Consider the following 19125-nt stretch of genomic DNA (forward strand, 5'->3'; position numbering starts at 1 on the left):
CCCATTAAGCCAGATCCAACAACTGCTGATCAATATAGTTTCTCGCAATCAATGCATACTCCAGCGGGTTTGCAACATCGGGGTCTTGTTCAGCTTCAATGACAATCCATCCGGAATAACTGTGCTTCAACAGCAGCTGATATACTTCTCTAAAGTCAATGCAGCCGTCACCGGGAACCGTAAACATGCCTTTTAAAAATGATTGCCGGAACGATTGTCCTTCGAGCCTGCATTGTTCCATGACATTCAGGCGGGCATCCTTAAAGTGCACATGCTTAATGCGGCCGATATGCTTCTCAAGCATCCCCATGTAATCGCCGTCAGAAATATACGCATGGCCTGTATCATAGAGGAGGTGTACATGCGAAGGGTCAGTTCCTGCCATCAGGCGGTCCACTTCTTCCGCTGTTTGGACACCAGTGCCGAGATGATGATGATAGACAAGCTTCAAGCCATGCTGAGCGGCAATTTCGCCAAGGTGATTCAGCCCTTCGCAAAGCCGCTCCCATTCATCATCCGTAAAGTGCGGCTTCTCTGTGAACACGTTTTTCTCCAAGCTTTGCACGCTGTACGTTTGTTCAGAGACAACTGCGACATCCGCGTTTACTTGCTGCAAATACTCACAATGCAGGGTAAATGTCTTTGCCGCTTCACCAAGTCCGTCACGCAAAATAAAACTGCTGAACCATTTTCCTGCAATGCGTAAGTTCCGAAGCTTCAGCTCTTTGTTCAGGATGGCAGGTTCAGGGAAAAAGCCCCCGACCTCCGTGCCTTGAAAACGTGCGACAACGATATCACTTAACAAATGCTGAAGTGTATTTCCCGCTCCAATTTCAGGCATGTCATCATTCCGCCACCCAATGGGAGCGATTCCCCACAGGATTTCATTTTTGCCCATCTATGGTGCCTCCCCTCTAATACTGCTTCGCAGATTCCAGCTTTTTCTCTTTTGCTTCGTATGCCTTCTGAACGCTTTCTTGTTCAGATACCTCTGCCACCCCGACATGCCACCAGCTGTCATAGCCGTCTGTCATTGTTTTAGGCAGCACCTTCATTTCAATTAATGTTGATACATCCTGTTTCTTCGCATCCTCTAACGCCGCTTTTAATTCTTCTACTGTGTTTGCGCGGTAGGTTTTCGCGCCGTATCCCTCAGCGACTTTCGCGTAATCGACATTCAGGATTTGGTTGTCATCTGTGCGGAACTCGCAATAGTAGCTGCCGCTGCCGTGATCCATTTGCAGGTTGTTGATGCATCCGAATCCTGAGTTGTCAAAGAGCAGCACATTGATTTTCTTGTTGTACTGAATCGCCGTGATCAATTCAGAATGAAGCATCAGGAAGCTGCCGTCTCCGACGATTGAATACACTTCTCTGTCAGGGTGGGCCAGTTTAAGACCGAGTGTCCCGGACACTTCATAGCCCATGCAAGAATACCCATACTCCAGGTGATACGTATTCGGAACATTAGAATGCCACAAACGCTGCAAATCTCCTGGGAGTGAGCCTGCTGAACAGATGATGACGCTGTCTTCAGGAATCGTCTCGTTGATTGTCAGCAATGCCGTTGTTTGCGGAAGCTCAGTATTCAACGCGTCAGCATATTCATTCAGGACCTCTTGAGAAAAATGATTTTTGATTTCCGGATCAAATGCTTCCCGCTTAAACGTCACTTTGCTGAGACGTTCGCGTTCAGCTAGCCATTCGTCCTTCAGCTCCCGGATCGTTGTGCCGAACTCGCTCTCATAGCCTTCAAGCAAGCCATGCAGTTTGCCAAGCGTCACTTTCGCATCCGCTACCACTTGGAATGCATCAAGTTTATACGCCTGCATTCGGCTGACGTTAATGTTCAAAAACTTCGCTTTATCAAAATCAAAAGCGGTCTTAGAGGATGTCGCAAAATCTGTATACCTTGTGCCGATGCCGATAATCAAATCAGCTTGGCGGGCCGCTTTGTTTGCCGCAAGTGTACCTGTGATGCCCATTCCGCCAAGGTTGTTCGCAAAATCTGCCTCAACTGTAGACTTTCCTGCCTGTGTTTCAACTAACGGAATGTTATAGGCTTCAGAAATGGCAACCAATTCATCGCGCGCACCGGAATATTTTGCGCCTCCGCCGACGAGAATCACAGGTTTTTTGCTGGATTTAATCAGCTCCGCCGCACCTTGAAGCTCGCGCTCGCTCGGCTGCATGCGATCAATATAGTGAACCCGTTTGACGAAGAAACTTTCATCAAAATCGTATGCTTCCCCTTCAACATCCTGAGAAATACAAATCGTTGCCGGACCTGCTTTTGCCGGATCAGTCATGACTTCAAACGCGCGCAGCAAACTGCTCATCAGCTGCTCAGGGCGCGTAATGCGGTCCCAGTATCTCGATACAGGTTTCAATGCATCGTTTGTCGTAATCGCCGCACTGTATTCTTGCTCCATTTGCTGCAGTACAGGGTCTGGCTGTCTTGTCGCAAATGTGTCTGCCGGAATCAAGAGAACTGGGATATTGTTTGCCAATGCAGTGCCGGCTGCCGCCACCAAGTTAGCCGCTCCAGGTCCGACGGATGTAGACACCGCATATATTTTTCTTCTCAGCATTTGCTTGCTGTACGCTATGGCCGCATGCGCCATTCCTTGTTCATTTTTCCCTTGATAGACTTTCAAATGGCCTGCATCCTGCTCAAGCGCTTGCCCGATCCCTAATACGTTTCCATGACCGAAAATTGTGAAAATCCCTTCGACAAAAGGCTCTTCCTTTCCATCAACATGGATGTACTGCTGGTTTAAGAATTTAATCAGCGCCTGTGCTGTTGTTAAGCGAATTTTCTTACCCACAAACGATCCCACCTTTACTCGATCTTTTTCAATTATGACTGTGCTTCAATAAGCTGTACGATTTCTTCCGCAGTCGGCATCGCTTCTGACGAACTGTGCTTGCTCACCACAATAGAAGCTGAAGCACTGCCGTATTTCAATGCCGTTTCAATGTCTTTTCCGCTGACAAGGCCATAGATAAAGGCTGACGCATAGGAGTCACCGGCCCCAAAAGTTTTCAGCACTTTTGTCTTGTACGCTTGGGCGCGGAATACCTCGCCGGATTTGCTGTATGCGTAAGAGCCTTCGACGCCGTGTTTGATGACAACGAGGTCGGCTGAATGGCCAAATAAATGATTGACGGATTCTTCATTGCTTCCGCCTGTGCGGTTTTCCATCACATCAAATTCATCGCGTGTGCCGATGACGATATCAGACTGCTCGGCAACCAAAGAATAATAAACGGCTGTTTCATCTGATGACTGCCACGTATACGGGCGGTAATCCAGTTCGAACACCACTTTGACCTGATGCTTCTTCGCGTATTGAACAGCTTTTAATACCGCTTCCCGTGACGGGCTTTTGGCGAGCGCTGTCCCGGAAACAAGCAGCATTTTCGCATTTGCGATATAGTCCTCGCTTACCTCTGAAGGCTCAAGATAAAGATCCGCCACATCATCGCGATACATTAAAATGCTGCATTCTTCAGGGCTGAGGATTTCTGTAAATGCAAGGCCTGCTTTGTGTCCATCTTGATCAACAACCATCTGTGTTGTATCAACGCCGGTCTTTCTCATATAGGACTCTATGAATCTTCCATGCTGGTCATCCGGAATTTTGCCGATGAAGCCCGCTTTTAAGCCAAGCTTCGCGCTGCCGATCGCGATATTCGCAGGTGAACCGCCGACGTATTTGGAAAATGTCATCGTCTCTTCCATTGGGCGGTTGTATTCGACTGCGTTCAGGTCAATACATGCCCGGCCGATGGCAATAATGTCAAAAGCCTTCTCTTCATTGAATGTATACTTCATCGTAAACAGCCACTCCTCACTTGTTAGCGTTCTAAAATCCACTCATGCGCCGGGTCGTTATGAAACTTCCATTTTCGCGTCGGCCCTGCCATGACATTTAAATAGTAGGATGTGTATCCGTCCGGAACGCCTACCGGGTGGTATCCCGCAGGAACGATGACAACGTTTTCATTTTCCACAGTCATTGTCTCGTCAATAGAACGGTCATTTGTGTATACGCGCTGAAACACAAAGCCCTGTCCCGGGTCTAACTCATGGTAGTACGTTTCTTCTAAGAAAGATTCTTCCGGCAAGTTGTCTTGGTCATGTTTGTGAGGCGGGTAGCTGGACCAGTTGCCGCTGTCTGTATAGACTTCAACTACTAATAGACTGTTAGCTGAAGGGTCTGAATCCGGAAGAATGTTATGAACAGTACGTTTGTTTGAAAATTGCCCGCGATGCTCAATTCCGTTGTCTTCCGCTTTGATCAGCTTTGTCGGAAGCTGCTTTTCCGATGGAGAATAGCAAAGCGCCACTCTTGCGTCGCTGACCGCTGTGATCTCAAATGCACGGTCATTTGAAATATAGACGCTGTCTGTCGGTTTTCGTTCAAATACGCTTTCGCGCGTGCCGATATTCTCAAAAGTCGACTCATGATCTGTCACTGTAATTTTCCCCGTTACCGCCACAATACAGATTTCTTGTTTTTTCAATTCTTCTGTATAGCTTGAACCTGATGCAAGATCTAACACTTTAAACTCTACATAAGTGAGATCAGAGTTGGATGTCGTTACTTCGTGCACGAGTTTGACCCCATTAGACACTTCATGCGACTGCGGCTTACGCAACAAATAACTCATAGAGAAGCCCTCCTCTTTCTATTGGCAGAATGAGTCCGAACAGCGCACATGGACGCCGTTCGGCTGTTCGTCGTTTAGTTGAAATCAGGTGCCGGATATCTTGCCGTCACCACTTTTTTACGTGTATAGAAGTCGACGCTGTCTTTTCCGTTCGCATGCAGCGTTCCAAAGAATGAAGATTTCCAGCCTGAGAATGGGAAGAACGCCATTGGAGCCGGCACCCCAAGGTTAATTCCTAGCATTCCCGCATCAATGTTTTCACGGAAGTAGCGGATTGCGTTTGAGTTGGATGTGAACAAGCAGGCGCCGTTCGCAAACTCAGACTTATTGGCGATTTCAATCGCTTCTTTCAGGTTTTTCACACGGATGACAGATAAGACCGGAGCGAAAATTTCATCTTTCCAGATCGTCATTTCTGTTGTGACATTGTCAAAGATCGTCGGGCCGACAAAGTAGCCGTCGTCAGACACATTTTCACGTCCGTCACATACGAGTCTGGCACCTTCTTCAAGACCTTTTTCGATATAGCTGAGCGTGCGCTTCTTGTTGTCTTCGCGAATCACCGGTCCTAAGAACACGCCGTCATCAAGGCCGTTACCGATTTTAATGTCCGCCACTTTTTCCTGCAGCTTCGCCATAAATTCATCGGCGATTCCTTCTTCAACCGTCACAACCGCACAAGCCATGCAGCGTTCACCGGCAGAACCGAAGGCAGCTCCAACGATGTTTGTAACCGTGTCTTCAAGATTCGCATCGTTCAAGACAATCGTATGGTTTTTCGCGCCAGTCAGAGATTGAACGCGTTTTAAGTTTTCGCTTCCTTTTTTGTAGACGTATTCGCCTACTGGCTTGGAGCCTACAAATGAAATCGCTTTAATTTCGGGATGCTCGAGGATGCCGTTCACAACGTCATGCGCACCGTATACGACGTTGAACACCCCTTTCGGAAGGCCCGCTTTTTCAAAAAGCTCAACCAATTTCTCTGTTAACAGCGGAGTCCGCTCAGATGGCTTTAAAATAAATGTGTTGCCGAGCGCGATCGCCATCGGGAACATCCAGCAAGGAACCATCATCGGGAAGTTGAATGGCGCGATTCCGCCGACAACTCCGATTGGGTAACGGTAGTTCGCCGCTTCAACGTCCGTTGCGATGGAAGCAAGTGAGTCACCCATCATCAGGGAAGGTGCTCCAGCGGCGAACTCTACGTTTTCAATCCCGCGTCCCACTTCACCTAAAGCTTCTTTTGTGTTTTTTCCGTTTTCAATGGTAATTAGATGAGCAAGTTCTTCTCTATGCTGGGACAGCAGCTGCTGGAAGTTAAATAGAATTCTGGCTCGGCGCGGAACCGCCACCTTTGACCATGTTTCAAATGCTTCAGCCGCCGTTTGCGCTGCGTAATCAATATCCTCTTTTGTAGAAATCGGCACTTGGCATAGCACTTCTTTCGTCGCCGGATTGACGACATCTTCATATTGATCTGTTTTGCTTTCAACCCATTCACCGTTGATATAGTTTTTTAATTTTCTGATTTCTGCCATTCTTATTGCCTCCTTCATTAGTAAACACATACACTTGTATGGATGGTTCAGGATAGATTCATATCAATATCCACTTTTCAGCAAGCCAAGAATTAAACGCTTTCAAAAAAACCAAAAAAATAAATGGCGGATGCATATTTACATACAAGCAACCATTTCACGCACAACAGGTTACTTTTTGGTCATTTCTTGGTTATATTCTAATCGCATAATACCCATAAGTCAATCATAAACACTACATTTTTTCATTATTTTTATTATATTAATCTTTTAATCAAGTAAGAGAGGTAAGAGAAGCCCGTCGAACCTTGCAAAAGATATACACCGATGTTATCATTTTTTAAGCAACTATTGATTAACTTTTGGTTTTTATTATATATTTATGTTACGTAAAGATTCAAGAAGGAGTTTTTAATATGAAACTGATGCGGATTCAGGAAATGGAGGAGTACATTTTATCGCATGGCACTGTTTCCTTAGATGAGCTGTGCCAGGTGTTCAATGTCTCCAAAAACACAGTCAGACGTGATATCAACAAGCTAACAGAAAAGGGTGCGATTGAAAAAGTATACGGCGGCGTAACATCTATTGAAAAAACCGCATTAGTTCCTTTTGAAAATCGCACCATTCAGCACCAGGATGAAAAAACAAAAATCGCCCATTATGCTTCCCGATTTATTGAAGATCACGATTTGGTCTTCATTGATTCAGGAACGACGACAAAGTCTATTCTTGATACGCTTGATCCAGCCAAAAATGTCACCATCTTAACCAACAGTTTAGACATTATCAATGCGGCGTCAGCTTTGAAGAATATCAACTTAATCATTATCGGAAACAACTATAAGAGAAAAACCCGCTCCTTTGTCGGCATGGACGACCCGGCTATGCTTGATAAGTACAATATCAACAAAGCCTTTATGTCCGCTACCGGAACGACGCTGACACACGGATTGACCAACTCGGATCTGCTGGAGTATGAAATTAAAAAGAGGATTTCGGAAAAAGCAAAAGAAGTGTATCTATTGGCTGACCATTCTAAATTCGGAAAATCAACGCTTCTGACGTATGCACCGTTTGACAGGCTGCATTGCATTGTAACCTCTCAGCCATTAGACGACGAGTACACGCAGTACTGCAATGAGCATCAAATCGGCATTCATCTAGCCTAACGTTTACAATAGTGTTGAGAGTCTATCATCCATTTTATTCTAGGAGGCAGATCATGAAAAAAGCGAAGCTCGGAAAATCAGACTTGCAGGTATTCCCTATTGGATTAGGAACAAATGCTGTCGGAGGACATAACCTCTACCCGAACCTAAATGAAGAAACCGGAAAAGAATTGGTGCGCGAGGCGATCCGTAATGGCGTGACAATGTTAGACACCGCTTATATTTACGGAATCGGCCGTTCCGAAGAATTAATTGGTGAAGTGCTGCGTGAATTCAACCGTGAAGATGTTGTCATCGCGACAAAAGCCGCTCACAGAAAACAAGGCAATGACTTTGTCTTTGATAATTCACCAGAATTTCTTAAAAAATCAGTTGATGAAAGCCTGAAGCGCTTGAATACCGATTATATCGATTTGTTCTACATTCACTTCCCTGACGAACATACGCCTAAGGATGAAGCCGTTAACGCGCTGAATGAGATGAAGAAAGCCGGAAAAATCCGCTCCATCGGTGTATCCAACTTCTCTTTGGAGCAATTAAAAGAAGCAAACAAAGACGGTTTGGTAGATGTATTGCAAGGCGAATACAACCTGTTAAACCGTGAAGCAGAAAAAACATTCTTCCCGTATACGAAGGAGCATAATATTTCATTTATCCCTTACTTCCCGCTCGTATCAGGTTTATTGGCAGGAAAGTATACAGAAGATACAACGTTCCCAGAAGGCGACCTGCGAAACGAACAGGAACACTTCAAGGGCGAGCGTTTCAAAGAAAATATCAGAAAGGTCAACAAGCTTGCGCCGATTGCCGAAAAACACAACGTGGATATCCCTCACATCGTATTGGCCTGGTATTTAGCAAGACCGGAAATTGATATTTTAATCCCGGGAGCAAAACGTGCCGATCAGCTGATTGATAACATCAAAACAGCCGACGTGACGCTTTCTCAAGAGGATATTTCATTTATTGATAAGCTGTTCGCATAAGAAGAAAGCAGCCTTCTCCATTGGAGAAGGCTGTTTTTTTGTGCGATAAATTCCTAAATAACTGATTTTGAAGCAAAACCTTACAAAATGAGCCATAAATCCGATAAAATAAAGGTAGTTTATCTCAGAAAGAAAGTGATTGAGAAAGCAAAAGTATGAAACGTTTATATCATCTAGCTCATATGAAATAAAGCTAACCCAGCTTCTTTTATTTGCTGGTCAGAATAGCGGACCGTTTAGGCGGTCTATGGAGGAAACAGAATGAAACTTAAATATGTAAAAGCCTTAGTCGCAGTAATTGTTGCTTTAGGTGTACTGCTGCCATCAACGATTTCTCATGCAAAGAGCTTTAGCGGCCGCTCATCATCTAGTTACAGCAGCCGAAGTTCAAGCTCGTCATACAGCGGAAGCTATAAATCAAGCCCGAAATCAAGCTACAGCTCAGGATCAAGCTCTTCTAGCAAGAAATCCAAGACGTCTGACGATTCATCATCATCGATTTCGCTTAAAAAGAAGCCTTCGGAAAAGGCAAGCTCATCAAGCTCTAAAAAATCGTCAGGGACCTTTTCCGGCGCTACATCAAAAGTAACCGGAAAGACATACAGCGGAAAAACGTCTAAAGCTTATGTTGGCGGACGTTATGTTTCAGTCAATCATTACTATCACGCAGGTTTCGCGCCATCAGGATGGTTTGGATATTATAGCGGATTTACAATGGGTATGTTCATGATCAGCATGATGCACCCATGGGGTTACACCTATCATCCAGTCGGAGGCCCAGGCTATGTTTCGTATGGCGCTTCACCCATTGCCTGGATCGTTGATATCATTGCTTTGATCATTATTTTAATCATTGTCATCGCGTTGATTCGCGCATTTAAAGCACCGAAGACGTACAGAAGGAGATTTTAGGCAATGAGATTAATATTAAATGAGCAAGAAATTGTAGACGGAATTTGCGTGTATATTTCCAATGAAGAAGATATCTACCCTGAAGACGTTGAAGTAAAAGAACTATCGTACAACAAGCGTACAGGGTTCTTCGCTGAAGCCACATTTGGCCTGCACCACAAGCAGCTTATGTCAGATGACATTTCAGAAGGCATTATTCAGTTCTTAGAGGAATACCACAACTTCAATCCGGACGTTACCGTCGTTGAATTGCAATTTGATAAGAAAAAAGGCTTCTCCGCCTTGGTTTTCGTCAACGAAGCAGAAGAATAAAAATGTCTTAATCAAAACCTTACTCCGCGCGGGTAAGGTTTTTTATAATGGTTTCTCTGAGCATAAAGTTATTTCGTTTTTCCCAAACTCAGCGGATCTGTGATCATCTCTTTTGGCTTTAATGTTTCCGTTTGTTCAAAACAAATGTTTCAAATGAGATAGGAAATGGGTACTAATCTATTAACTTTGTTATACATTTTAGATACTCATTGGCTCAACAACTGAGGAGGAGACATTTGTGAAGAAAGACACAAGGAAATATATGATCTACTTTTTCGGCGCTTTAGGGGGACTGCTATATGGCTACGATACAGGTGTTATCTCCGGAGCACTCCTGTTTATCAATAACGATATTCCTTTAACGACATTGACAGAAGGATTGGTTGTCAGCATGCTGCTCCTTGGCGCGATTTTCGGTTCTGCCTTGAGCGGCACATGCTCAGACCGCTGGGGCAGGAGAAAGGTTGTATTTGTCCTTTCCATCATTTTCATTATCGGAGCGCTCGCTTGCGCATTTTCTCAAACAATCGGCATGCTGATTGCATCTAGGGTGATACTCGGGTTGGCCGTCGGCGGTTCAACGGCACTTGTGCCCGTGTATCTTTCCGAAATGGCACCGACGAAAATTCGCGGGACACTCGGCACAATGAACAACTTAATGATTGTCACCGGGATTTTGCTCGCCTATATCGTTAACTATCTGTTCACACCGTTTGAAGCGTGGCGCTGGATGGTCGGTCTGGCCGCAGTGCCTGCCGTGCTTTTATTAATCGGCATCGCGTTCATGCCAGAATCGCCAAGATGGCTCGTGAAGCGCGGCCGTGAAGAAGAAGCGAGACGAATCATGAACATCACTCATGATCCAAAAGACATCGAAATGGAATTGGCAGAGATGAAGCAAGGAGAAGCAGAGAAAAAAGAAACGACACTCAGCGTCCTAAAAGCCAAATGGATTCGCCCCATGCTTCTGATTGGCGTCGGCCTTGCCATTTTCCAGCAGGCGGTCGGCATTAACACGGTCATCTACTACGCGCCAACCATTTTTACGAAGGCCGGTCTTGGCACATCAGCTTCGGCGCTCGGCACAATGGGGATCGGCATCCTCAACGTCATCATGTGTATCACTGCCATGATCTTAATTGACCGTGTCGGCCGCAAAAAACTTCTGATCTGGGGAAGTGTCGGCATCACACTGAGCCTTGCTGCTTTATCAGGCGTGCTCCTAACGCTCGGACTTTCCGCATCAACAGCGTGGATGACAGTAGTCTTTCTAGGTGTCTATATCGTCTTTTACCAGGCGACATGGGGTCCGGTAGTGTGGGTGCTCATGCCTGAGCTCTTCCCGTCCAAAGCACGCGGAGCCGCGACAGGGTTCACGACTTTGGTGTTATCGGCGGCTAACCTGATCGTGTCGCTTGTCTTTCCGCTGATGCTAAGCGCGATGGGCATCGCATGGGTCTTTATGGTTTTCTCAGTCATTTGTCTTCTCTCATTTTTCTTCGCGTTCTACATGGTGCCGGAAACCAAAGGGCGAAGCTTGGAGGAAATTGAAGCAAGCCTGAAAAACCGGTTTAAAAAGAAGAAAAGCACCCAAAACCAAGTGCTGAATGAGCGTACATTATAAAAAAAGGAATCGTCTCCTTATGGGACGATTCCTTTTTCTGTTTACACCATGACCTTGCAAATATTGTTCGTAAATTCCACGGGGTCCTGAATCGGCAGGCCTTCGATGAGAAGCGCCTGATTGTACAGAAGGTTTGTGTACAGGCTCAGCTTCTCTTTATCTTGTTCAAACGCGTCCTGCAGCGTTTGGAATACCTCGTGATTTGGGTTGATTTCCAGCACTTTTTCCGCCTTCACATTTTGGCTGTCAGGCATCGCGTTTAAGATTTTTTCCATCTCAATTGTCACTTCGCCGTCAGCAGCAAGGCAGACTGGATGTGATTTAAGCCGTTTTGAGATTCTGACGTTTTTCACTTTGTCTGACAGAATGTTTTTCATTTCCTCAAACAGATCCTTATACTTGCTTTCCTCTTCCTCGGACTGCTTTTGATCCTCATCCGTGTCTATGCCAAGGTCTCCGCTTGATACGGACTTGAATTCTTTTTCCTGATAAGAAGCCAGCATTTTAATTGCAAACTCATCGATGTCCTCAGTAAAGTAGAGGATTTCATAGCCTTTGTCAGCCACCATTTCCGTTTGCGGCAGTTTCTCAATGCGGTCGTAAGAATCACCGGTCGCGTAATAAATAAATTTCTGCTCCTCTGGCATTCTGGAAACATACTCGTCTAAGCTGACCAGTTTTTTCTCTTTTGAAGAGTAGAATAATAGGAGATCCTTCAATTGATCCTTATTCGCGCCAAAATCATTGTACACGCCGAATTTCAGCTGTCTGCCGAACGACTTGTAGAACGTCTCGTATTTCTCGCGGTCTTTTTTCAACAGGCTTTGCAGCTCGCTTTTGATTTTCTTGCTGATGTTTTTCGCGATCAGCTTCAGCTGGCGGTCATGCTGCAGCATTTCTCTGGAAATATTCAGCGATAGATCCTCAGAATCGACCATGCCCTTCACAAAGCTGAAGTGGTCCGGTAGCAGGTCTGCGCACTTATTCATGATCAGCACGCCATTGGAATACAGCTCCAAGCCTTTCTCATATTCCTTGGAATAGTAGTCGAACGGCATGTTTTCAGGGATGAATAGAATCGCATTGTAGCGAACCGCTCCATCCACGCTGATATGAACGTGTGTCAGCGGTTTATCAAACCCGTAATGCTTTTCAGCATAGAATTTTTCATAATCCTCATCTGTCAGCTCGCTTTTGTTTTTTCTCCAGATCGGCACCATGCTGTTGACCGTCTGCTCTTCCTGCACCTCTTCAAATTCATTTTCGCTGCCTTCCTTCGGCTTATTAATGGTTGTATCCATTTTGATCGGGTAGCGAATGAAGTCGGAGTACTTCTTGATGATCGCTTTTAAACGATATTCCTCTAAAAACTCGTCATAGCTGTCATCTTCTGTGTTCTCTTTGATTTTCAGGATAATGTCTGTACCGACAGAATCCTTTTCACACGGTTCAATCGTATAGCCGTCTGCACCCGCAGACTCCCATTTATAAGCCTCTTCGCTGCCAAGCGCTTTACTGATGACTGTCACGACATCGGCAACCATAAATGCCGCGTAAAAACCGACACCGAACTGCCCGATAATGTCATGTCCGTCTTTCAGCTCGTTTTCCTTTTTAAACGCGAGGGAACCGCTTTTTGCAATTGTTCCAAGATGCTGTTCAAGCTCATCCTTTGTCATTCCGATCCCCGTATCAGAGATGGTTAATGTTCTCGCATCTTTGTCAGCTGCGACCTTTATGTAGTAACTGTCTTTATCAAACGTAAGCGCATCGTCCGTAAGCGCTTTGTAATAGATTTTGTCAATCGCATCACTCGAATTGGAGATTAACTCGCGCAGGAAAATTTCTTTTTGGGTATAAATGGAGTTAATCATCATATCCAACAAGCGTTTAGACTCTGCTTTAAACTCTTTTTTCGCCACTCTTGATCGCTCCTTTACCATTATGTAAACCCTTTTCAGCATCTATTTATCACATAAGATGACAATTGTCAATTAGATTGATAGATGCATATATATGTAAATTTAACATTAGTTGGATTTGTTTTCACTCTTTTTCTCACTCATTCTCATAAAAAAGAGAGGCTTCATCATCCTCTCTTTTTTTCTGTGTCATTCCAGCGGCCAAACTCCCGCTTCATCCATATATGCACCGGGTAGAAAAACAAACCGAACGGTATCAAAAACAAAAGATTATGCCATGAAGCATTCAGAAATGCGCTTGCAGTCACCGGAAACGTAATCTCTTGCAATAAAAAAGAGATGACAGTCAGCACAACAAATGCAGATGGAATGGTAATGAAGCAATAAAACTTGAGCTCCTTCTTATGCTGTACCTTCAAACATACAAACCTCCCAACAATTTCTAATTCATCTTAACATATGCTGGCCTTTCTTTTCTCGCATGTTTATCACTGCACATAGCGGGAAGACAAATAGAAAAAGGAGGTCTCGTATCATGGGAAGACTTGAAAACAAAACAGCAGTGATCACAGGCGCCGCGACAGGCATTGGGCAAGCGACGGCAGAGGTTTTTGCCAATGAAGGCGCGCGTGTGGTCATCGGAGATATCAATAAAGATCAAATGGAAGAAACAGTTGACGCAATCAGAAAAAACGGAGGACAGGCCGAATCCTTTCACCTCGATGTGTCAGATGAAAACAGTGTGAAAGCATTTGCTGATCAAATCAAGGATGCATGCGGAACGATTGATATTCTGTTTAATAATGCCGGCGTTGATCAGGAAGGCGGAAAGGTGCACGAATATCCGGTTGACCTGTTTGACCGCATTATCGCCGTCGACCTGCGCGGCACATTCCTTTGCAGCAAATATCTGATTCCGCTCATGCTCGAAAATGGAGGCTCCATCATCAATACCTCCTCCATGTCAGGCCGTGCCGCTGATCTTGACCGCTCGGGCTACAACGCAGCAAAAGGCGGCATCACCAACCTGACAAAGGCAATGGCAATCGACTACGCACGGAACGGCATCCGCGTCAATTCCATTTCACCGGGTACGATCGAAACCCCACTGATTGACAAATTAGCAGGCACCAAAGAACAAGAAATGGGTGAAAAATTCCGCGAAGCCAACAAATGGGTCACGCCGCTCGGCCGTCTCGGCCAGCCGAAGGAAATGGCAACAGTGGCCCTGTTCCTCGCGTCAGACGACAGCTCATACGTCACAGGAGAGGACATCACCGCAGACGGCGGCATCATGGCATACACATGGCCAGGGAAAATGCTGATTGATGAGAAATGGAAGAAAGAAACGAAATAAGAGAGGGGATGTCCCTCTCTTTTTGTCTTTCAAAGCAATACAACCTTATACTTTTTCACATCCAAAAACTGCAAAAATTCCCTCGCCAGCACTTCAGGCGGATGCGTCTTTCCTTCATCCAGCCGATACAAAAGCAACCCGATAATCATTGCGGATACATAATGGGCATAAAGCTTTTTCTCTGCGTGAATATCAGTTTGCTGATGCAGATAAAACGATTCCAGCGCTTTGAACATACCAGGTATCACATGAGGAACACCCCATTCCCGATTGAGAAAATGGACAATGGGCATGTTTGACAAAGCAGAAAGCAGACTGGCGAGCGCCTTCTCCGCTTCCTTTAAGGAAAATTCATTCGGGCTGGAGGCAATCGTCAGGTGATCAATGATCTCCGCACATGATCGCTGTATCAGGGTTTGGAGCAATTCCTCCTTATTGGCATAGTGATCATAAAAGGTTGCACGGCGGATATTGCTTTTCCGGGTAATATCCGAAATTGTGATGGCTGCGTAGTCTTTTTTCTCCGCCAGCACGTCCAGAAATGCCTTCTGGAGCGCCTCTCTCGTTCGAACCACACGCCTGTCGATTTGCTTGTCCTTCTCTCGCTCTCCTGGCACAGCTTGTCCAAACAGCCAATAAAATCTCTTTTGAGAAACAAGCTCCCATACCTTTTGGCTGATAGCTTCCGGAGTCGCGGCCGCATCCTCATTCAGCCAATACAGGATAATCGCGTACGTGTACAAGGCCCGGTAATGTCCGTAAATTTCCCGTTCGATCGGCGTCAAATTCACATGGACCGGAGTCAGCAGAACATCCTGCTGAAACACATCCTTAAAAAAACGATGGAAATGCCCTCTGTTCATCATCACAGAAAAAAAGGATCGATGCTCATGAACAAAGGACAGCGTCGGATGCACCGTTTGCCGTTTTTTGTTCAAATGGAGGGTATCCATATGACTGAAGGCGCCAAAAAGCGCTTTGCCCAGCCCTTCCTTCTTGTCTTCGATTAAATCCTCAATGATTGAAAACTTATCCTCATAATAAAGGTAGAGCGATCCGCGGCTCACTTTGGCCTTCTCAGCGATTTCTTTCATTGTGATGTGTTGAATATCTCTTTCTTTCAATAAGGCCAGCAGCGCCTCTTTCACTTGAGCTTCGGCAGATTCCGGCACAAAAGACACCCCCAATCATTAGACAAATGTTCGATATATGTACGGTAACGTATAGATGGTTCACCGTTGTCTTTCTTACAGAAAAGGTACCACCTTATAATAGGTCCGAGAAAAGAAGAAAGCAAATGAGGGGGATTTTACAATGGAACAGCAAGTAAAGGACGACATCCAGCGTGTCTTTCAGCTTCAGAAAAAACAGCAAAAAGCCTTGCGCGCTTCAACAGCGGAACAGCGGAGAGAAAAGCTTCAACGCTTTTTAGATTCCGTCATCGAACATGAAGAAGAAATCATCGAAGCGATCCGCAAAGACGTCCGCAAACCATATCACGAGGTCAAAAAAGCGGAAATCGAAGGAACAAAAAAAGCGATCAGAGATAATATGAATAACCTGGAACAATGGATGGCGCCTAAAGAAGTCGGTTCATCGTTAAGCCCTGACGCAAACGGAATTCTTATGTACGAGCCTAAAGGCGTCACACTCATCCTCGGCCCGTGGAACTATCCGTTTATGCTGACGATGGCGCCGCTTGCCGCTTCTCTCGCAGCCGGAAACAGCGCGATTGTGAAGCTGTCCGATTTCACGATGAACACGAGCAACATTGCCGCTAAAGTAATAAGAGACGCTTTTGATGAAAAAGAAGTCGCGATTTTTGAAGGAGAGGTTGAGGTGGCAACCGAACTACTTGATCAGCCGTTCGACCATATTTTCTTCACTGGAAGCACAAATGTCGGGAAAATTGTCATGACAGCGGCTGCCAAACACTTGGCATCTGTCACACTTGAGCTTGGCGGCAAGAGCCCGACGATCATTGACAGTGAATACGATCTGATGGACGCAGCGAAAAAGATCGCCGTCGGGAAATTCGTAAACGCCGGCCAAACCTGCATCGCACCTGATTACCTGTTCATTAAAAAAGACGTTCAGGACAGGTTCGCGGGGATTTTACAAACAGTCGTCAACGCTGGATTTATGGAGGATGATCATACCCCAGACCGCAGCAAATTTACGCAGATCGTCAATGACCGCAACTTCAACCGCGTCAAAGATCTGTTCGACGATGCCATCGAAAGAGGGGCGGAAGTGGTGTTCGGCGGCGTATTCGATGCCAGCGACCGCAAGATCTCGCCAACCGTTTTGAAAAACGTCACGCCTGACATGAAAATCATGCAGGAGGAAATCTTCGCACCGATCCTGCCAATGATGAACTATGAAGACATCGACGAGGTCATCGATTACGTAAATGACCGCGATAAACCGCTTGCACTTTATGTGTTCAGCAAAAACCAAGACCTGATTGACAACGTCCTTCAGCACACGACATCAGGAAATGCCGCCATCAATGATGTCGTCGTCCATTTTAGTGACGTCAACCTGCCATTCGGCGGTGTCAACACAAGCGGAATCGGCTCCTATCATGGGGTATACGGATTCAAAGAGTTTTCTCATGAGAAGGGTGTATTTATTCAAGCCTCTAAATAATCGTAATGAAGAGAATCTGCATCATCTTGCAGATTCTTTTTTATCGTTCTATTCACCTAAAGACAAAAAGGTAAAATAAAGAAATAAATAGTGATAAAATACCATTTTCATTACGAGACCAAATTCCTCTCGTCTATTTCATTGAAACCGCACAGCCACTAACGTATAATATCCCAGAAAACTTCAAAGGAGAGAACATTATACATGGAAAAACCAGCTGGATTTTGGATTCGGGCAGTTGCCTCTATTATTGATGATTTAATTATCTATTTTTTTGCTTTTATTATGATCCAAATTAACACCTTAATTGTCCTGCCACTCATTGATGCAGGAAGCTCCTATATGACAGAAGGTCAATATAAATTTTATATCCTGATATTCGGAACGATCCCTGTTATCGCCATCATATATATCTTCGGCATTCTTTATTATAGCTTGCTGACTTCTTCAAAAATGCAAGCAACACTAGGCAAAAAACTCATGGGCATCATCGTTGTCAATCAGTATGGCGAGCGAATTTCATTTTGGCATAGCTTTGGCCGTTTTTTCGCTTACATACCATCCGGAATTTTGTATATCGGTTACATTATGGCGGCTTTCCCCTCTAAACTGGCATTACACGATTATATTTGCGGGACAAAAGTTGTCTATAAAAATAAGTATCTTGATTGATCAAAAAACAGGCTGCCGAGTTAACCTCGCCAGCCTGTTTTACTATTTCCCAAAAGCCATCATCGCTTTCATACGAAATGACTTGACCATCATAACATATTAACCCATTTTATAATTCTACTTCACAAAACCATCACAAACTAGAAAACTATGTAAGATTATGAGTAGACGTTTTTTCAGCACCCGAACGAAATGCAGTCACAAACCAAATAACGTTAACAATAGTCGCAGAGAGACTAACTCCGAAAACAACGATTACCTCAGAAAGCAGATGGTCACTAAAGAAACTAAACATCAAGATAAAACCGGCTGAAGACAAATGAATCAAAAGCCCGAAGCCGCAAAGCACCGCCATGACATACCTCATTGCATCGACTCCGAGCATATAAACGAGAAATGGAATGAAATACAATACAAGGATCATACCGACAGCTGACCACATGCCAACTGAATTAAACTGATTGGCCGCCGCTCCCGTTCCGGCCAGCGGCGAAAGTGAAGCCGCCACAATCACGGCGCAAAAAAGAAACGCAGAAATGGTTGTCATGATCGCCACGCTATTTTTTTTAGACATCAAACTCCTCCTTTAATAGAAATATTAACCTTTTTTATTATAAGTAAGTTGAATGTTATATTCATTATATTTTTTAAAAAAATCCAGAACATACAAAAATGATATGATTATTTCTAGTATATTTATATAGTAAAAAACAAAGGATAAAAGACTCATTTTTCTGTAATGTCAGGATTTTATCACCATACCATATTGCATGTACTTGTTTTTCAAAGTATACTATTCCAGATTAATTCAGAGGAGAGAGAAATATACATGGAAAAACCAGCAGGATTTTGGATTCGTTTTTTAGCTTATTTTATTGATGGCATTATTGTATCTGTTCCTAGTTATATTATTCTATTTGTGATCAATTCTGTTTTTGTAGCTGGGGCTGTGGCAACAAACCCTTACATGACGGAAGAAGAGTATTTAGTGAAATACATGACGCTTGCATTTTTGCCTACTATGCTGATCATGATCGTCATCAGTGTGTTATATTACGGGCTGCTCACAGCTTCTAAAATGCAAGGCACACTTGGCAAAAAAATTCTTGGCCTGAAAGTGGTCAATGAACAAGGTGAACGGGTTTCTGTCGGACAGGGAATTGGCCGTTACTTTGCCTATATCTTATCTGGAATCATCTTTTATATCGGGTTTATCATGATCGCCTTTGGAGAGAAAAAAGGCCTGCATGACATCATTTGCAAAACACGTGTCGTGTATAAATAATAGAAAAAAGTCTAGA

18 protein-coding genes are annotated in these 19125 nt (G+C 44.6%); 9 read left to right on the top strand and 9 right to left on the bottom strand.

Annotation, left to right across the window (positions count from 1 at the left end):
- Window positions 1-4: 4 nt before the first annotated feature.
- The 5 genes from iolE to iolA all read right to left on the bottom strand — a co-directional run bounded on the left by iolE (window position 5) and on the right by iolA (window position 6215).
- Window positions 5-898 carry a myo-inosose-2 dehydratase gene (gene iolE, locus NSQ16_RS20765; protein WP_069703573.1) on the bottom strand — a complete coding sequence of 298 codons (894 nt, stop codon included), beginning with the start codon at window positions 896-898 and terminating at the stop codon, window positions 5-7.
- A gap of 16 nt (window positions 899-914) precedes the next feature.
- Complete coding sequence (gene iolD, locus NSQ16_RS20770; RefSeq protein WP_160221920.1) at window positions 915-2828, bottom strand: 3D-(3,5/4)-trihydroxycyclohexane-1,2-dione acylhydrolase (decyclizing); 1914 nt, start codon at window positions 2826-2828, stop codon at window positions 915-917.
- A gap of 32 nt (window positions 2829-2860) precedes the next feature.
- The gene (gene iolC / locus NSQ16_RS20775; RefSeq protein ID WP_014478485.1) at window positions 2861-3838 is read right to left on the bottom strand and encodes a 5-dehydro-2-deoxygluconokinase; all 978 of its coding nucleotides are present in this window, start codon (window positions 3836-3838) and stop codon (window positions 2861-2863) included.
- Between the two features lie 23 nt (window positions 3839-3861).
- Window positions 3862-4677 (bottom strand): 5-deoxy-glucuronate isomerase, encoded by an 816-nt coding sequence (gene iolB / locus NSQ16_RS20780; RefSeq protein WP_032676941.1) that lies wholly within the window; start codon window positions 4675-4677, stop codon window positions 3862-3864.
- Between the two features lie 74 nt (window positions 4678-4751).
- Complete coding sequence (iolA, locus tag NSQ16_RS20785) at window positions 4752-6215, bottom strand: methylmalonate-semialdehyde dehydrogenase (protein WP_339232455.1); 1464 nt, start codon at window positions 6213-6215, stop codon at window positions 4752-4754.
- Window positions 6216-6631: 416 nt separating this feature from the next.
- On the opposite strand from iolA, the gene iolR reads away from it, so the two are divergent.
- From iolR to NSQ16_RS20810, 5 genes are all read left to right on the top strand, one after another.
- On the top strand, window positions 6632-7387 hold the full coding sequence (gene iolR / locus NSQ16_RS20790) for a myo-inositol utilization transcriptional regulator IolR (RefSeq protein WP_003227050.1): 756 nt from the start codon (window positions 6632-6634) through the stop codon (window positions 7385-7387).
- A gap of 53 nt (window positions 7388-7440) precedes the next feature.
- Window positions 7441-8373: an aldo/keto reductase gene (locus tag NSQ16_RS20795; RefSeq protein WP_003227049.1), complete on the top strand. Its 933-nt coding sequence runs from the start codon at window positions 7441-7443 to the stop codon at window positions 8371-8373.
- 261 nt (window positions 8374-8634) lie between these two features.
- Entirely contained in the window at window positions 8635-9285 is a 651-nt protein-coding gene (locus NSQ16_RS20800; protein WP_024572429.1) for a hypothetical protein, read from the top strand.
- Between the two features lie 3 nt (window positions 9286-9288).
- A complete protein-coding gene (locus NSQ16_RS20805; protein ID WP_003227046.1) occupies window positions 9289-9597 on the top strand; it encodes a YxcD family protein in 309 nt (102 codons plus the stop codon).
- A 238-nt stretch (window positions 9598-9835) separates the two neighbouring features.
- Complete coding sequence (locus tag NSQ16_RS20810; protein ID WP_217024029.1) at window positions 9836-11221, top strand: sugar porter family MFS transporter; 1386 nt, start codon at window positions 9836-9838, stop codon at window positions 11219-11221.
- Between the two features lie 41 nt (window positions 11222-11262).
- Here NSQ16_RS20810 and htpG read toward each other — a convergent pair whose 3' ends face one another.
- Both htpG and NSQ16_RS20820 read right to left on the bottom strand, forming a co-directional pair.
- Window positions 11263-13143, bottom strand: a complete 1881-nt coding sequence (htpG, locus tag NSQ16_RS20815) for a molecular chaperone HtpG (RefSeq protein WP_085185355.1) — start codon at window positions 13141-13143, stop codon at window positions 11263-11265.
- 167 nt (window positions 13144-13310) lie between these two features.
- The gene (locus NSQ16_RS20820; protein ID WP_014481429.1) at window positions 13311-13562 is read right to left on the bottom strand and encodes a hypothetical protein; all 252 of its coding nucleotides are present in this window, start codon (window positions 13560-13562) and stop codon (window positions 13311-13313) included.
- A 116-nt stretch (window positions 13563-13678) separates the two neighbouring features.
- Between NSQ16_RS20820 and NSQ16_RS20825 the strand changes: the two genes are divergently transcribed.
- Complete coding sequence (locus NSQ16_RS20825; protein ID WP_017696078.1) at window positions 13679-14500, top strand: SDR family oxidoreductase; 822 nt, start codon at window positions 13679-13681, stop codon at window positions 14498-14500.
- 29 nt (window positions 14501-14529) lie between these two features.
- Here NSQ16_RS20825 and NSQ16_RS20830 read toward each other — a convergent pair whose 3' ends face one another.
- Window positions 14530-15672, bottom strand: coding sequence for a TetR/AcrR family transcriptional regulator (locus tag NSQ16_RS20830; protein ID WP_339232459.1), 1143 nt, complete (start codon window positions 15670-15672; stop codon window positions 14530-14532).
- 142 nt (window positions 15673-15814) lie between these two features.
- Between NSQ16_RS20830 and NSQ16_RS20835 the strand changes: the two genes are divergently transcribed.
- Together NSQ16_RS20835 and NSQ16_RS20840 are read left to right on the top strand one after the other, a co-directional pair.
- A complete protein-coding gene (locus NSQ16_RS20835) occupies window positions 15815-17152 on the top strand; it encodes an aldehyde dehydrogenase family protein (RefSeq protein ID WP_339232461.1) in 1338 nt (445 codons plus the stop codon).
- 204 nt (window positions 17153-17356) lie between these two features.
- Entirely contained in the window at window positions 17357-17824 is a 468-nt protein-coding gene (locus tag NSQ16_RS20840; RefSeq protein ID WP_029726141.1) for an RDD family protein, read from the top strand.
- Between the two features lie 148 nt (window positions 17825-17972).
- Here NSQ16_RS20840 and NSQ16_RS20845 read toward each other — a convergent pair whose 3' ends face one another.
- Complete coding sequence (locus NSQ16_RS20845) at window positions 17973-18398, bottom strand: DUF5391 family protein (protein WP_085185347.1); 426 nt, start codon at window positions 18396-18398, stop codon at window positions 17973-17975.
- 255 nt (window positions 18399-18653) lie between these two features.
- Here NSQ16_RS20845 and NSQ16_RS20850 point away from each other — a divergent pair, with 255 nt between their 5' ends.
- Window positions 18654-19109, top strand: coding sequence for an RDD family protein (locus NSQ16_RS20850; protein WP_015250840.1), 456 nt, complete (start codon window positions 18654-18656; stop codon window positions 19107-19109).
- Window positions 19110-19125 lie beyond the last annotated feature (16 nt).

The sequence above is a fragment of the Bacillus sp. PS108 genome (assembly GCF_037963335.1).
Classification (GTDB): domain Bacteria; phylum Bacillota; class Bacilli; order Bacillales; family Bacillaceae; genus Bacillus; species Bacillus subtilis.

Excerpts from the sequence above, each read along its gene's own strand:
- iolE (WP_069703573.1), bottom strand. The coding sequence starts at position 898 with ATGGGCAAAAATGAAATCCTGTGGGGAATCGCTCCCATTGGGTGGCGG.
- iolC (WP_014478485.1), bottom strand. The coding sequence starts at position 3,838 with ATGAAGTATACATTCAATGAAGAGAAGGCTTTTGACATTATTGCCATC.
- iolB (WP_032676941.1), bottom strand. The coding sequence starts at position 4,677 with ATGAGTTATTTGTTGCGTAAGCCGCAGTCGCATGAAGTGTCTAATGGG.
- iolA (WP_339232455.1), bottom strand. The coding sequence starts at position 6,215 with ATGGCAGAAATCAGAAAATTAAAAAACTATATCAACGGTGAATGGGTT.
- iolR (WP_003227050.1), top strand. The coding sequence starts at position 6,632 with ATGAAACTGATGCGGATTCAGGAAATGGAGGAGTACATTTTATCGCAT.
- NSQ16_RS20795 (WP_003227049.1), top strand. The coding sequence starts at position 7,441 with ATGAAAAAAGCGAAGCTCGGAAAATCAGACTTGCAGGTATTCCCTATT.
- NSQ16_RS20800 (WP_024572429.1), top strand. The coding sequence starts at position 8,635 with ATGAAACTTAAATATGTAAAAGCCTTAGTCGCAGTAATTGTTGCTTTA.
- NSQ16_RS20805 (WP_003227046.1), top strand. The coding sequence starts at position 9,289 with ATGAGATTAATATTAAATGAGCAAGAAATTGTAGACGGAATTTGCGTG.
- NSQ16_RS20825 (WP_017696078.1), top strand. The coding sequence starts at position 13,679 with ATGGGAAGACTTGAAAACAAAACAGCAGTGATCACAGGCGCCGCGACA.
- NSQ16_RS20835 (WP_339232461.1), top strand. The coding sequence starts at position 15,815 with ATGGAACAGCAAGTAAAGGACGACATCCAGCGTGTCTTTCAGCTTCAG.
- NSQ16_RS20840 (WP_029726141.1), top strand. The coding sequence starts at position 17,357 with ATGGAAAAACCAGCTGGATTTTGGATTCGGGCAGTTGCCTCTATTATT.
- NSQ16_RS20845 (WP_085185347.1), bottom strand. The coding sequence starts at position 18,398 with ATGTCTAAAAAAAATAGCGTGGCGATCATGACAACCATTTCTGCGTTT.
- NSQ16_RS20850 (WP_015250840.1), top strand. The coding sequence starts at position 18,654 with ATGGAAAAACCAGCAGGATTTTGGATTCGTTTTTTAGCTTATTTTATT.